At 72.3% G+C, this 13070-nt stretch carries 12 protein-coding genes; 7 read left to right on the top strand and 5 right to left on the bottom strand.

Translation table 11 applies throughout. The annotated features are described in order from the left end of the window. The first annotated feature begins 82 nt into the window (after nucleotides 1–82). Both ACZ6I1_RS14810 and ACZ6I1_RS14805 read left to right on the top strand, forming a co-directional pair. A complete protein-coding gene (locus tag ACZ6I1_RS14810; RefSeq protein WP_469287102.1) occupies nucleotides 83–862 on the top strand; it encodes a thioesterase II family protein in 780 nt (259 codons plus the stop codon). Nucleotides 863–1001: 139 nt separating this feature from the next. Continuing rightward, nucleotides 1002–1856, top strand: coding sequence for a metallophosphoesterase family protein (locus ACZ6I1_RS14805; protein ID WP_469287100.1), 855 nt, complete (start codon nucleotides 1002–1004; stop codon nucleotides 1854–1856). Nucleotides 1857–1922: 66 nt separating this feature from the next. On the opposite strand, the gene ACZ6I1_RS14800 is transcribed toward ACZ6I1_RS14805, so the two are convergent. Then, the gene (locus ACZ6I1_RS14800) at nucleotides 1923–3239 is read right to left on the bottom strand and encodes a helix-turn-helix transcriptional regulator (protein WP_469287097.1); all 1317 of its coding nucleotides are present in this window, start codon (nucleotides 3237–3239) and stop codon (nucleotides 1923–1925) included. A gap of 399 nt (nucleotides 3240–3638) precedes the next feature. On the opposite strand from ACZ6I1_RS14800, the gene ACZ6I1_RS14795 reads away from it, so the two are divergent. Next, nucleotides 3639–4097: a type II 3-dehydroquinate dehydratase gene (locus tag ACZ6I1_RS14795; RefSeq protein WP_469287095.1), complete on the top strand. Its 459-nt coding sequence runs from the start codon at nucleotides 3639–3641 to the stop codon at nucleotides 4095–4097. A gap of 17 nt (nucleotides 4098–4114) precedes the next feature. Here ACZ6I1_RS14795 and ACZ6I1_RS14790 read toward each other — a convergent pair whose 3' ends face one another. Next, a complete protein-coding gene (locus tag ACZ6I1_RS14790) occupies nucleotides 4115–4897 on the bottom strand; it encodes a VOC family protein (RefSeq protein ID WP_469287093.1) in 783 nt (260 codons plus the stop codon). A gap of 171 nt (nucleotides 4898–5068) precedes the next feature. On the opposite strand from ACZ6I1_RS14790, the gene ACZ6I1_RS14785 reads away from it, so the two are divergent. Beyond that, nucleotides 5069–5914: a sulfurtransferase gene (locus tag ACZ6I1_RS14785; protein ID WP_469287090.1), complete on the top strand. Its 846-nt coding sequence runs from the start codon at nucleotides 5069–5071 to the stop codon at nucleotides 5912–5914. A 68-nt stretch (nucleotides 5915–5982) separates the two neighbouring features. Here ACZ6I1_RS14785 and sepH read toward each other — a convergent pair whose 3' ends face one another. Beyond that, nucleotides 5983–7032, bottom strand: a complete 1050-nt coding sequence (gene sepH / locus ACZ6I1_RS14780) for a septation protein SepH (RefSeq protein WP_469287089.1) — start codon at nucleotides 7030–7032, stop codon at nucleotides 5983–5985. Between the two features lie 495 nt (nucleotides 7033–7527). On the opposite strand from sepH, the gene ACZ6I1_RS14775 reads away from it, so the two are divergent. Next, a complete protein-coding gene (locus ACZ6I1_RS14775; RefSeq protein ID WP_469287087.1) occupies nucleotides 7528–8283 on the top strand; it encodes a hypothetical protein in 756 nt (251 codons plus the stop codon). A 13-nt stretch (nucleotides 8284–8296) separates the two neighbouring features. On the opposite strand, the gene ACZ6I1_RS14770 is transcribed toward ACZ6I1_RS14775, so the two are convergent. Together ACZ6I1_RS14770 and ACZ6I1_RS14765 are read right to left on the bottom strand one after the other, a co-directional pair. After that, nucleotides 8297–9622 (bottom strand): D-arabinono-1,4-lactone oxidase, encoded by a 1326-nt coding sequence (locus ACZ6I1_RS14770; RefSeq protein WP_469287085.1) that lies wholly within the window; start codon nucleotides 9620–9622, stop codon nucleotides 8297–8299. Next, on the bottom strand, nucleotides 9576–10829 hold the full coding sequence (locus ACZ6I1_RS14765; protein ID WP_469287083.1) for an MFS transporter: 1254 nt from the start codon (nucleotides 10827–10829) through the stop codon (nucleotides 9576–9578). The genes ACZ6I1_RS14770 and ACZ6I1_RS14765 overlap by 47 nt, the downstream gene beginning before the upstream one ends. 168 nt (nucleotides 10830–10997) lie before the next feature. On the opposite strand from ACZ6I1_RS14765, the gene ACZ6I1_RS14760 reads away from it, so the two are divergent. Both ACZ6I1_RS14760 and ACZ6I1_RS14755 read left to right on the top strand, forming a co-directional pair. Further along, nucleotides 10998–12161 (top strand): ferrochelatase, encoded by a 1164-nt coding sequence (locus ACZ6I1_RS14760; protein WP_469287081.1) that lies wholly within the window; start codon nucleotides 10998–11000, stop codon nucleotides 12159–12161. Nucleotides 12162–12173: 12 nt separating this feature from the next. Continuing rightward, on the top strand, nucleotides 12174–12977 hold the full coding sequence (locus ACZ6I1_RS14755; protein WP_469287079.1) for an inositol monophosphatase family protein: 804 nt from the start codon (nucleotides 12174–12176) through the stop codon (nucleotides 12975–12977). Nucleotides 12978–13070 lie beyond the last annotated feature (93 nt).

Raw genomic sequence — 13070 nt, 5'->3', positions numbered from 1 at the left:
GGTGCGGATCCCGCCATCGATTCTTGCTCGACCCGCGGTGGAACAGCAGCACCGAGGGCGATTCCCGGAAGGAATTCTGTTCGTGCCCCACACAGCGGAGCATGTCGAAAAATGGGTGCGCCGGTCCCACCCGGCGCCGAACAGCGCGGTCCGCCTGGTGTGCCTGCCGCATGCCGGCGGATCGGCGAGCTTCTACTTCCCGATGTCCAGGGCGCTCGCCCCCGCGGTGGAGGTGCTGGCGATCCAGTACCCGGGCCGTCAGGACCGGCGCCACGAGCCGAACATCCCCAGCCTGCCGCACCTGGCCGATCAGATATTCGAGGCCGTGCGCCGGCTCGACGACCGGCCCCTGGCGCTGTTCGGACACAGCATGGGAGCCGTCCTCGCGTACGAGGTCGCGCTGCGCATGCAGGACGCCGGCCTGCCCTCTCCCGTACGCCTCTTCACCTCCGGCCGGCGGGCGCCCTCCTGCGAGCGTGAGGAGCGGATCCACATGGAGTCGGACGATCAGATGATCGCCGAGCTCCGGAAGCTGAGCGGCACCAGCTCGGCCATGCTGACCGATCCCGAACTGCTGGAAATGATCATGCCGGCGATCCGCAGCGACTACCGGGCGGTCGAGACCTACCGGCACGTTCCCGGCCGGAAGGTGGACTGCCCGGTGACGGTGATCACCGGAGACGCCGACCCCCGGGTCTCGATCGACGAAGCGGCGGCCTGGCAGGACCACACCACCGGACCGACGGACCTGCACGTACTGCCGGGAGGCCACTTCTACCTCGTCGACCAGAGCGCACGCGTGGTCGAACTGCTGGCGGAGCGGCTGGACCGGCAGGCTGCCGGCGCCACCGGACGGACCTGACGCCCCCACCGCCCGCCCCGGTGGGAGAACTTGTGGTCGCCCTCGAGCGGAGGGCTCGGCCGGCACTCGACGAGTGCCAGGAGGAGAGATGTATGACGTCCAGTCCGCCGCGACGCGTGAGCGCTGAAGGGAGCGAGCGATGACCAGGACCTCCGGCGGTGCCGGACAGCTGCTGGCCATCAGCGACCTCCACCTCAACTACGCCGAGAACCGCGCCCTGGTCGAGCGGCTGGCACCCGAGTCGGACGACGACTGGCTCCTGGTGGCCGGGGACGTGGCGGAGACCGTGGCCGACGTCCGCTGGTGCCTGAAGACCCTCGCGAGCCGTTTCCGCAAGGTCGTCTGGGTCCCCGGAAACCACGAACTGTGGAGCCACCCGAGCGACACCGTCACCCTGCGCGGCGTCGCACGCTACGAGCACCTGGTCGAGCTGTGCCGCGAACTGGACGTCACCACCCCCGAAGACCCCTACCCCGTCTGGGAGGGCCCGGGCGGCCCCGTGGCCGTGGCTCCGCTGTTCCTGCTGTACGACTACTCCTTCCTGCCGGACGGCTGCACCACCAAGGAGCAGGGACTGGCCTACGCGCACAGCACCGGAGTCGTCTGCCAGGACGAGTACGTGCTGCACCCCGACCCCTACCCGAGCCGCGAGGCCTGGTGCCGGGCCAGGGTCGCCGAGACCGAGCGCAGGCTCTCCGAAATCCCCGCCGACCTGCCGACCGTCCTCGTCAACCACTACCCGCTCCACCGGCATCCGACCGACGTCCTGTGGTACCCGGAGTTCGCCATGTGGTGCGGGACCCGGCTGACCGCCGACTGGCACCGCAGGTTCCGCGTGGCCGCCATGGTCTACGGCCACCTCCACATCCCGCGGACCACCTACCACGAGGGCGTCCGCTTCGAGGAGGTCTCCGTGGGATACCCCCGCGAGTGGCGCAAGCGCCCGGGACCACCGGGAAAGCTGCGCCGCATCCTTCCGGTGGAGGCCCCGTGACCGGGTCACCGCCCCACGGCGAAGCCGACCGGACCCCGCAGGCGGGCCCGGCCGGCGGATGACCCCCTAACCCATGGACGCGGGCTCGGCGGCCCCGTCCGAGATACGGCTCCAGGCACGCGTCAGCTCGACACGGGACGCCACGTTCAGCTTCCGGAAGATCTTCTTCAGGTGGAACGCCACGGTGTGACCGGATATGAACAGGTGCTCGCCGACCTGGGAGTTGGTGAACCCGTGGCTCACCAGCTCGGCCACGGCGGCTTCGGTCTCGGTCAGCGAGCCGGTGTTCACACCGTCCTGGCTGACGTAGCGCGGATAGCGGCCGCGCCGCACACCGAGCGAGCGGAGTTTGCTCACGACCCTGCGGGCATCGCGCGGGGCCCCGGCGTTCGTGTACCCGTCCACGGCCCGTTCGAGTATCTCGACCGCCCGATCGCGTTCCTGGCTCAGGGCGGCAAGGAGCTTCCCGGCGTCTTCCCAGGCGGACGCGCCGGCCCACGGGTCCAGGTGCGACTCGGCCGCGGCGACGAGTCGCTCGGGCTGGTCCTCGAGCAGCCCGCCGGCGTGGACCGCCGCCGCTTCCACCGAGCGGAGCCCGGGGTTGCGCGCGGCGAGCGAGGAAGCCTCGGACGCCACCCGCCGGGCGAGCGACGCGTCGCCCAGCTCCCGCGTGGCCCGGACGAGCCAGGCGGCCGCGGCCGGCTGCGAGGCCAGCAGCTCCAGCAGGAGCTGGTCGTCCGTCACGATGCCCACGATGAAATGAGCAGCGCTCTTCGCACCGCCCTGGACCTCCAGGAGCTGGGCCGCGGCCCAGGCGTACTGGCTGGGCCGGTCCGTCGTCCGGCCGAGCAGGGCGTCGTCCCGCAGCTGATCCACGAATTCGAGGCTCAGGCTCATGTTGCCCTGCCGCAGTGCGCTGAGCGCCATCACCGTGTGCGCGTCGGGAAGCAGGCCGTGGAGGCCGGCCTGCTGCGCCTGGTGAATGCCCCTGCCCACCGAACCGACAGCGGAGTTGACGTCTCCCTGCGCCAGGGCGAGGTCCCCGGCGCAGATCAGCGAAGCCGCCACGAGTCCGCCGGCGTCCTCGGCGCCGACCGTCAGCTCCTCGATGCGGGCGAGCGCCCGCGCCCCGGACACGAGCTCGCGGATGGCGACCAGCAAGGAGGAGTACCAGACCGTCGCCGGTCCTGTGCAGGCCCCGCCGCATTCGGGATCCCCCTGGGCAGCCGTGTCCGCCAGGCGCAGCGCCTCCGTGAGTTCGCCGCGCGACCAGGCCGAAGAGGAGAGCGCAGCGAGTCTGACGGTCTCACACGTGGCATTGCCACAAGCTCCAATGGTGGAAAAGGCGAGCGGCAGCTCCAAGCGGAACAGGGAATCGAGCATCACATCTCCTGTCAGGGGATCATCAATCACGCCGCGTCGTTCCTGTGGTGGTACCGGCAGAGTTCTCGGGGGAGCCTAGGTGGCGGGTCCTCAGGAACCCCTCGAGAGGAGATCGGGATACGGCCGACTGCCGTACGCCCCCCGCCGGTTGACGCCATGCGGGCCGGCTCCCGCGGACCCCTGCGCGCACGGGGCCGGCGCCGGATCTCCCGGGACCGGGACGGACGGGGCGTGCAGGCGATCTCCAGTGCGGCCCGAGCGGGTTTCGAGCAGGCGTGCAGCACTTCTTCGAAAGATGCCGCTGGAACTATCAATTCTGATGATGGCGCATCACCGGCGGCACCGACACCATGGCCAGGGATCGGAATTCGCCGGCGGTGTGAACAGCGAGGTGTCCCCTTGAGTGTCGTACTTCTCTTGAACGGTCCCAATCTGGGAATTCTGGGGCGGCGCGAGCCGGAGATATACGGCACGGACACGCTGTCCGACATCGAGAAGGCGGTCGCCGAGGAGGTGGGCGTCAAGGGGTGGGAGGTCCGCTCCGTCCAGCACGACTCGGAAGGGGACCTCGTCCGCGCGATCCACGAGCACCACGACACCACGGTCGGCGCGATCGTCAATCCCGGTGCCCTGATGATCGCCGGATGGAGCCTGCGCGACGCCCTGGCCAGCTATGCACCGCCCTGGATCGAGGTGCACCTCAGCAACGTCTGGGCCCGCGAGCAGTTCCGGCACGAGTCGGTGATCGCCCCGCTGGCCAGCGGTGTGGTCGTCGGTCTCGGAGCCTTCGGCTACCGACTGGCCGCCCAGGCACTGATGCACCTGTCGGCGGCGGAGCCCCGCACCCCCGTCGCCTAGTGCCGCGACCGCGACCGCTACCGCGACCGTACGAGCGCGAAGACCGCGCCCTCGGGGTCCGCGACCGTGGCCACCCGCCCGGTGAGCCCCTCGCGGGGCGGCTCCAGGACCCGGCCGCCCAGGTCGCGGACCCGGACGGCGGCCGCGTCGGTGTCCTCGACCTCGAAGTACGCCATCCAGTGCGGGCCCCGGTCGTGCGGCAGCGACCGGCCGACACCGTGCACGGCGGCCACCGGGCGGCCCTCCAGGAGCAGGGTCACGTAGTCGAAGTCGTCCGAGGCGGTGGAGTGCGTCTGCGCCTCGTGGCCGAAGACGTGCTCGTAGAACTTGGCGACCGCCGAGGTGTCCTGGGTGACCAGCTCGTTCCAGACCGGAGTGCCGGGGGCGCCGTGCAGCCGCGTGCCCATGTGGCTCTGCGCCTGCCACAGCCCGAAGATCGCACCCAGCGGGTCGGAGCAGATCGCCACCCGGCCCGCGATGCCCGCGTCCAGCGGACCCACCGCGACGGTGCCGCCGCAGGAGCGGATCGTCTCGGCGGTGGCGTCGGCGTCGTCCGTGGCCAGGTACGTGGTCCAGGCGACCGGGAGGTGGCGGTCCGGCGGCATCTCGCCGATGCCGGCCACCTCCCGTCCGTCCAACAGGGCCCGGACGTACGGGCCGAGCTGCTCGGGGCCCGGTACGTACTCCCAGCCGAACAGATCGGCGTAGAAGTCCTCGGTGGTGCCGAGACCGTGCACCATGAGGCTCACCCAGCAAGGGGTGCCGGGCGTGCGCCGCGTTGCTTCCGCTGCCTCGGTCATGTACCGCTCCTCCGTCGTGCCGCTTCCGCTGCTGATGCTTCCACTCGGGGGGCCTCGCCGCGCCCCGACCGGGCCGGACTTTCGGGGTCCGGGGGAGAGTGACCGGATCAGGGTGCCCGGCCGGTGACGGTCTTGTTACGGGGGTGTCCGGCGGGGAGGAAGATGGCCCGTATGAATGCGACAACAACGATCCTCTCCGCCGCCGAACTCATGAGCGAGCTGGCCGGTTCCCGGCCTCCCGTGCTGCTGGACGTCCGATGGCAGCTGGGCGGCCCCGACCAGCGCCCCGCGTACGAGGCGGGCCACCTGCCCGGCGCGGTGTACGTCGACCTCGACCGCGAACTGGCAGGTCCGGCGGGGTCGGGCGGGCGCCACCCGCTGCCGGACCCGGAGGCCTTCGGGGCGGTGATGCGGCGGGCCGGGGTCTCCGCGGACGTCCCGGTGGTCGTGTACGACGGCGGCCAGGGGTGGGCCGCCGCCCGGGCGTGGTGGCTGTTGCGCTGGACGGGGCACGAGGACGTACGGGTGCTGGACGGCGGCCTGGCCGCGTGGACGTCAGCAGGAGGTGACGTGTCGGCTGACCGGGTGACTCCTCCGGAGGGCGATTTCAAGCCAACTCCTGGAGCTGTCGGGCTGCTCGACGCGGACGGAGCGGCCGCACGGGCGCGTGCGGGGGTGCTCCTGGACGCGCGTGCGGGGGAGCGGTACCGCGGGGAGGTCGAGCCGATCGACCCGGTCGCCGGCCACATCCCGGGTGCGCTCTCGGCGCCGACCACGGAGAACGTGGGTCCGGACGGCCGTTTCCTGCCGGCGGAGGCGCTGCGGGCCCGCTTCGCCGCGCTCGGCGTCTCGGGGGACACCCCGGTCGGCGTGTACTGCGGCTCGGGCGTTTCCGGCGCCCATGAGGTGCTGGCCCTGGAGGTGGCGGGCATCCCCTCCGACCTTTACGCGGGCAGCTGGTCGGAGTGGTCCTCCGACCCGGACCGCCCGGTGGCCACGGGCCCGCTGCCGCAGTAGCGGCCGGAGCCCGTTCGCGCCGGTCCGCCCCGGAAGGGCCCGAAGGTCCCGTCCGGGGCGGCCGCGCGCTACTCCTGCTTCTTGCGGCGGGTGCCGAAGACGATCTCGTCCCAGCTGGGCACCGCCGCGCGGCGGCCCGGACGGACTCCGTCCGCCTCGGCCTGCCGGTCGGTGGTTCCCGTCAGCCGGTCGCGGTGGCCGGCCACGGTCCGGGGCATGAGGACGTCGGCGTACGCGGAGCCCGCGCCCGCCGAGGCGGCCGGAGCCGGCGGTTCCTCCGCCTCGGCCTCCTCCGCCGGAGGTTCGGTCCGGTCCGGGACGACCATGTCGCCGCGGAAGTTCGGAACCGCCTCCAGCAGGCTGGTCAGCGTGTCCCGCTCCTCCTCCGGATCCGGCTGGGGGGCGACCGGCCGCTCCAACTGGCGGTCGAGGGCACGGTCCAGCGGCCGGTCGCGCGGCAGCCGCGCGATCCTCGGCACGAAGGGGAAGCTGGGTTCCGGCGTGGCGGGCAGGTCGTCGGACTCGCCGATCAGCGAGCGCGCCTCGTCGTCCACGGCCACGACCAGCCGGCGCGGCGGGTCGTACGTCCAGCTCGCGGAGTGCGTCTCACTCGCGACCCGGTAGACGAGGAGGACCTCCCAGGTGCCGTCGTCGCGGCGCCAGGAGTCCCACTGCACGGATTCCTTCTCGGCCCCGCGCAGGGTGAGCCGCTCCTGCACGGCCTCGCCGAGCTGGGGTCCGGTGTTCTCACCGGGACGGCGCACCGGCGTCTTGCGGGCGCGCTCGGCCATGAACGCGCGCTCGGCGAGCACCGGTCCCTCGAAGCGGCGTACGCGGTCGACGGGGATGCCGGCGAGTTGGGCGACCTCCTCCGCGGAGGCACCGGCCCGTATGCGGGCCTGGATGTCGCGGGGGCGGAGGTGGCTCTCCACCTCGATCTCGATCTGGTTCAGGCGCGCGCGGTCGTTGCGCACGGCGGCCCGCAGCCGTTCGTCGATCGGAAGCGTGTACTCCGTGCTGTCCCCAGCCTTGAGCACCAGTCGTGTGCCGTCATTTGAGACGGCCACGACACGCAGTTCGGGCATGGGGACCTCCCGGGTGGTGCCTGCCGACGTCACGTGCGTCGCTGCTTCCGCTAGTCGAGTGTGGCCTGCCCGGGTGCAGCCTGCCACAACCTTGCCGAGTTAAACCGGCGTGTCGGGCATGCGCCCTTGATCGCCGTTATGGCACGGTTACCTGTTGGGCACACACAGTGACCGAACGATTACTGTGCGCAGCAGGAACCCGTGCGATACCGCGGCATCACCGGTCTTTGAGTGCCGTTTTCCATCAATCGGCCCCCTCTCCCGAGTCCGGACATCCGTAAGGAAGGACGACCCCAGGGCTCGTCACAGTACTCCATTCGGGCCACCTGGGTGGACCGCCGCGCCGCCGAAGTTCTCCCGGTCGGCGGGAGTTGGCATGCCCTCCGGCGGGCTCCATCTGCACCCGTGTCCGTTTCCGGGTGTCTTGCTTCACATAATCCACAGAAACGGAACTAATCGTTTCGCTCGGGTGTCGGTAACTGCTGAAGGCTTCCGGCGCGGGAGAGGCAGGACACACAGGGGATGGCGATGGGTCAGAAGACGACGCACGACGTCGAACCGGAGAAGAAGAAGCTCGACCTGAGCGCCGCTCAGGTGGCCGGCAGCTCGCTCGCCACCGTCGCGGCGGCCCTCCTCGCCTCGAAGATGGGCGTGTACGGGACCATCCTGGGCGCCGGTGTGGTCAGCGTCGTCGCCACCGCCGGCGGCCCCGTCATCCAGCACTTCTTCCGGCGCACCGCCGACCAGCTGCGCGAGACCGCCCGCCCCGGGTCCCGCCGGTCACCGCTGCCCGGCGAGACCGTGCACGCGGAGGGGTTCGGCGAGGCCACCGTGCACGGCACCCGCGTACGGGGCTGGAAGCGCACGGCCGTGGCCGCCGGCGCAGCCTTCGCGCTCGCCCTGGGCGGCCTCGGGGGCTACGAGGCGATCGCCGGCACCTCGGTCAGCGCGGACGGCGGAACGATCCTCTCCGGGGGCACCCGCAAGGCGCCCGACCACCGGCCCGCCACGCCCCGCAAGGAGCCGGGCAGCGGAGAGAAGGGCGGACGGACCCCCGGCTCCGGGACCGACCCGGACCCCTCGGCCACGCCCGGCGGCGGGAGCCGCGGCCCGGACCCCGGTCCGAGCCCCTCGGACTCCGGGGACCCGACGCCCCGTCCGTCCCCTCCGAAGCCCACCCCGACGCCGACCCCCACGCCCACCCCGACTCCCACGCCCACCCCGACGCCGCCCCCGAGCCCGGACGCGCCGACGCCGTCCGGGCAGCAGCAGAGCGCTCCCTGATGCCGTGACGGGGTCAGTCGCCCAGGACCCGCCGCAGGTAGTCGTTGCCGAACACCCGGTCCGGGTCCAGCCGGTCGCGCAGCGCCGTGAACTCGGCGAAGCGCGGGTAGACCCCGGCGAGGTACTCCGCGTCCCGCGTGTGCACCTTGCCCCAGTGAGGCCGGCCGCCGTGCGCGGTGAAGATGCGCTCGGCCGCCGTGAAGTAGGCCTGGTAAGGCGTCCCCCGGTACATGTGCACCGCGATGTACGCCGTCTCGCGGCCCGATGCGGTGGACAGCGTGATGTCGTCCGCCGGAGCCGTGCGCACTTCCACGGGGAAGCTGACGCGCAGCCCGGAGCGCTCGACCATGGCCCGGAGCTCCCGCAGGGCCTCGACCAGCTGCTCGCGGGGGAGTGCGTACTCCATCTCCACGAACCGGACCCGGCGCGGGGTGGTGAACACCTTGTACGGGATGTCCGTGTACGTGCGCGCCGACAGCGCGCGGCTGGCCACGCGGGCGATGGCGGGGATGGTGGCCGGGACCGCGCGGCCCAGCGAATTGGCCGCCTGGAAGACCCCGTTGGACAGCAGCTCGTCCTCGATCCAGGCGCTCACCGGCCCCGGCGGGGCCGCGGGGCCCTGGCTGCGGTTGTTGCGCTTGGTGTTGCAGTTGCCGGTGTGCGGGAACCAGTAGAACTCGAAGTGCTCGTTCTCCGCGACGTGCTGGTCGAACTCGGCCGTCACCCGGTCGAAGCCCATGGGCTCCTCACGGGCGGTCAGGAAGAACAGCGGCTCCACGGCGAAGGTGAGCGAGGTGACGATGCCGAGGGCCCCGATGCCGAGCCGGGCCGCCGCGAAGACCTCGGGACGTTCCTCCTCGGAGCAGGCCAGCAGCTGTCCGTCGGCCGTGACCAGCTCCAGGCCGCGGATCTGGGCGGCGATGGAGGCCGAATCGCGGCCGGTGCCGTGGGTGCCCGTGCTGGTGGCGCCGGAGACCGTCTGCTCCATGATGTCGCCCATGTTCGTGAGCGACAGGCCTTCCCGGGCCAGGGCCGTGTTCAGGTCCTTGAGGACCGTGCCCGCCGCCACCGTGACCGTGCCGGCGGCGCGGTCGATCGACCGGATCCCGGCCAGCGCCTGGGGGCGTACGAGCACCCCGTCGGTGGCCGCGGCCGCGGTGAAGGAGTGGCCGGTGCCGACCGCCTTCACGCGCAGGCCCTGTCCGGCGGCCCGGCGGACCGCCTCCTGGAGCTCCCCGACCGAGGCCGGGGTCACCGTCCGCGCGGGCGTGGCGGAGACGTTGCCCGCCCAGTTACGCCACGCGGTCTGGCTTTTCTGCCCTGCTGTCGCCGTCCCCATCGGTGGTTGGCTCCTCCCCTTGCGCCGGCTTCGTCAGCCTGCGGAATCCCGCGAACGCCACCGCCGCCGCGGCCACCCCCGACGCGACGGAGACGACGAACCCGCGCTGCGCGCCCGCCGCGTCGATGACCAGACCGGTCGCCGACGAGCCGATCGCGATGCCGACCGCGAGGCCGGTGCTGATCCAGGTCATGCCCTCGGTCAGCTTCGCGCGTGGTACGTGCGCCTCGATCAGGGCCATCGTGGTGATCATCGTGGGAGCGATGGCGAGGCCCGAGACGAAGAGCGCCACGGCCAGAAACGGAAGGTTCCCGGCCAGTAGGAGGGGGATCATACTCACGGCCATCGCACATATGCCCAGTATCCAGCGGAGTTCGGTCCGGCCCTTGAGATGGAGCAGGCCGAAGACGATTCCGGCGATACAGGACCCCGCCGCCCAGATCGCCAGGATGAAGCTGGCCCAGGACTTGTGCCCCTGCTCCTCGGCGAAGGCCAGGGTCGACACGTCGATGGAGCCGAAGATCGCGCCGGTCGCCACGAAGGTGAGCGTCAGCACCTGCAGGCCGGGGGAGCGCAGGGCCGAGGTGTGGCCCCCGTGTGCGCTGCGCGGGTGGGCCGGGGGCTCGGTGGCGCGCTGCGCGGTGAGCAGCCAGACGCCCACCAGCAGGCAGCCGGCGGCGATCAGCGGACCGGCCTCGGGGAACCAGGTGGTGGACAGGCCGATGGCGATGATCGGGCCGAAGATGAAGCACACCTCGTCGACCACGGACTCGAAGGAGTACGCCGTGTGCAGTTCGCGCGGGGAGTCCTGGTAGATCACGGTCCACCGCGCGCGGATCATCGAGCCCACGCTCGGCACGCAGCCGGCGATCGCGGCGAACACGAAGAGGGTCCAGTCGGGCCAGCCGTTCGCGGCGGCGACCAGCAGCCCGGCGACCGCGGCCACGGAGACCAGGGTGGCGGGGCGCAGCACCCGCCGCTGGCCGTACTGGTCGACCAGCCGCGAGACCTGCGGGCCGATCACGGCCGCGGCCAGGGCGAGGGTGCCGGTGAGGGCGCTCGCCATCGCGTAGCGGCCGGTGATCTCGGAGATCATCGTGAGGATGCCGACCCCGACCATGGATATCGGCAGCCTGCCTATGAGGCCGGCAGCGCTGAACCCCTTGGTGCCGGGGACCGCGAAGATGGCGCGATAGGGACTGGGCAAGGGCCCTCCGTAAGGATCATCGGCCCATACAGGTTACGGCCGGGGCCATGGCACCCGCACGGGGAACGCTCCCGACGTGGGAACTTAGGGTTACCTTACCTCTGCTGGGGCCGGGTCCCGGGCCGGGCCGATTCCCGCGCACGGAAGCCGGGTGGCAGGATTCGAGGCATGTCAGACCAGCTCCCCGCCGCCGCCCGGCCCAGGGCCGAAGGCCTCGCCGCCCCGTACGACGCCCTCCTGCTGCTCTCCTTCGGGGGGCCCGAGGGACCCGACGACGTCGTGCCCTTCCTGGAGAACGTCACGCGCGGGCGCGGCATCCCGCGCGAGCGGCTCAAGGAGGTCGGCGGGCACTACTTCGGCTTCGGCGGGGTCAGCCCGATCAACGCGCAGAACCGCGCCCTGCTGGACGCGCTGCGCAAGGACTTCGCCCGGCACGGGCTGGACCTCCCGGTCTACTGGGGCAACCGGAACTGGGCTCCGTACCTGACCGACGTGATGCGCGAGATGGTCGCCGACGGCCGCCGCCGGATCGCCGTGCTCACGACCAGCGCGTACGCCTCGTACTCGGGCTGCCGCCAGTACCGCGAGAACCTCGCCGACGCGCTGGCCGCCCTGGAGGCCGAAGGGCTGGAACTGCCGCGCGTGGACAAGCTGCGGCACTACTTCAACCACCCCGCCTTCCTCGACCCCATGATCGAAGGGGTGATCGCCGCCCTGGACACGCTGCCCGAGGAGACCCGGGCCGGCGCCCATCTGGCCTTCACCACCCACTCCATCCCGACGGCCGCCGCCGATACGTCCGGGCCCGTCGAGGACCACACCGAGGGCGGCGAGGGCGGCGCGTACGTCAAGCAGCACCTCGACGTCGCCGAGGTCATCGCGGACGAGGTGGCCGTGCGGACCGGGGGCAACGCCCACCCCTGGCAGCTCGTCTACCAGTCCCGCAGCGGCGCCCCGCACATCCCCTGGCTCGAGCCGGACATCTGCGACCACCTGGAGGCCCTGCACGCGGCGGGCGCACCGGCCGTGGTCATGGTGCCCATCGGCTTCGTCTCCGACCACATGGAGGTCCTCTACGACCTCGACACCGAGGCCACCGCCAAGGCCGCCGAACTGGGCCTGCCCGTCGCGCGCTCCGCGACCGTCGGCGCGGACCTCGCCGAGGCCGTACGGGAGCTCGTCCTGGAGCGGGCCGCCAGGGAACGCGGCGAAACCCCCGAAGAGTGCTGGGTCGGCATGCTGGGGCAGAGCCATGACGTGTGCGCCGTGGGCTGCTGCCCGGGGCGGACACCGCGGCCCGCGGCCGCGGGCGCCGACAGTCCGTACGCGTAGGGAAGAGGAACCTTGATCTCCGACGACCTGAAGGCCGAACTGCTGGACGTGGCCCTGGAGGCCGCCCGGCAGGCCGGAGCCCTGCTGCGCGACGGCCGGCCGGCCGATCTGGCGGTGGCCGCGACGAAGAGCAGCCCGATCGACGTGGTGACCGAGATGGACATCGCGGCCGAGAAGCTGATCACCGGCATCCTCGCCGAGCGGCGGCCGGAGGACGGGCTGCTGGGCGAGGAGGGCGCGGACAGACCCGGGACGAGCGGGGTGCGGTGGGTCGTCGACCCGCTGGACGGGACCGTGAACTACCTCTACGGGCTGCCGAGCTGGGGCGTGTCCATCGCGGCCGAGTACGAGGGCGAGACCGTGGTGGGCGTCGTCGCGGCGCCGATGCGCGGGGAGACGTACCACGCGGTGCTCGGCGGCGGCGCCTGGCTGGGCGAGGTGCGCCTCGCCTGCCGTCCGGCGGCGCCGCTGGACCAGGCGCTGCTGGGGACCGGTTTCGCCTACGTCCAGACGCGGCGGGCCCGCCAGGCCGAGGTCGTGGCGGGGATCATTCCGCTGGTGCGGGACATCCGCCGGGGCGGCTCGGCGGCGCTGGACCTGTGCGACGTGGCCGCCGGCCGGCTCGACGGGTACTACGAGCGCGGGCTGAACCCCTGGGACCTGGCGGCGGGCGACCTGATCGCCCGGGAGGCGGGGGCCCGGACCGGCGGCCGGCCGGGGGAGCCGGCCTCGGGCGAGCTCGTCCTCGCGGCCTCGCCCGCGGTGTTCGCCTCACTGCAGCCGCTGCTGGACGAGGCGGGGGCCTGGCACGACTGACCGGCTGCTCGTGCAGGGCGAGGAGAGCGAGTTCTTCCGGGTGCGGTACGCCCGGGCACGGGCCTGTGCGCTCCGGAGCAACGCCGCCCGCCT

This window comes from Streptomyces sp. NPDC046303 (assembly GCF_055588085.1).
Note: the sequence above shows the minus strand (reverse complement) of the source record. Positions and strands in the feature narration are given on the sequence as shown.

What these genes read in the sequence shown, in the direction of transcription:
- ACZ6I1_RS14805 (WP_469287100.1), top strand. Translation starts at nt 1,002, where the DNA reads ATGACCAGGACCTCCGGCGGTGCCGGACAGCTGCTGGCCATCAGCGAC.
- ACZ6I1_RS14800 (WP_469287097.1), bottom strand. Translation starts at nt 3,239, where the DNA reads ATGCTCGATTCCCTGTTCCGCTTGGAGCTGCCGCTCGCCTTTTCCACC.
- ACZ6I1_RS14790 (WP_469287093.1), bottom strand. Translation starts at nt 4,897, where the DNA reads ATGACCGAGGCAGCGGAAGCAACGCGGCGCACGCCCGGCACCCCTTGC.
- ACZ6I1_RS14785 (WP_469287090.1), top strand. Translation starts at nt 5,069, where the DNA reads ATGAATGCGACAACAACGATCCTCTCCGCCGCCGAACTCATGAGCGAG.
- ACZ6I1_RS14775 (WP_469287087.1), top strand. Translation starts at nt 7,528, where the DNA reads ATGGGTCAGAAGACGACGCACGACGTCGAACCGGAGAAGAAGAAGCTC.
- ACZ6I1_RS14770 (WP_469287085.1), bottom strand. Translation starts at nt 9,622, where the DNA reads ATGGGGACGGCGACAGCAGGGCAGAAAAGCCAGACCGCGTGGCGTAAC.
- ACZ6I1_RS14760 (WP_469287081.1), top strand. Translation starts at nt 10,998, where the DNA reads ATGTCAGACCAGCTCCCCGCCGCCGCCCGGCCCAGGGCCGAAGGCCTC.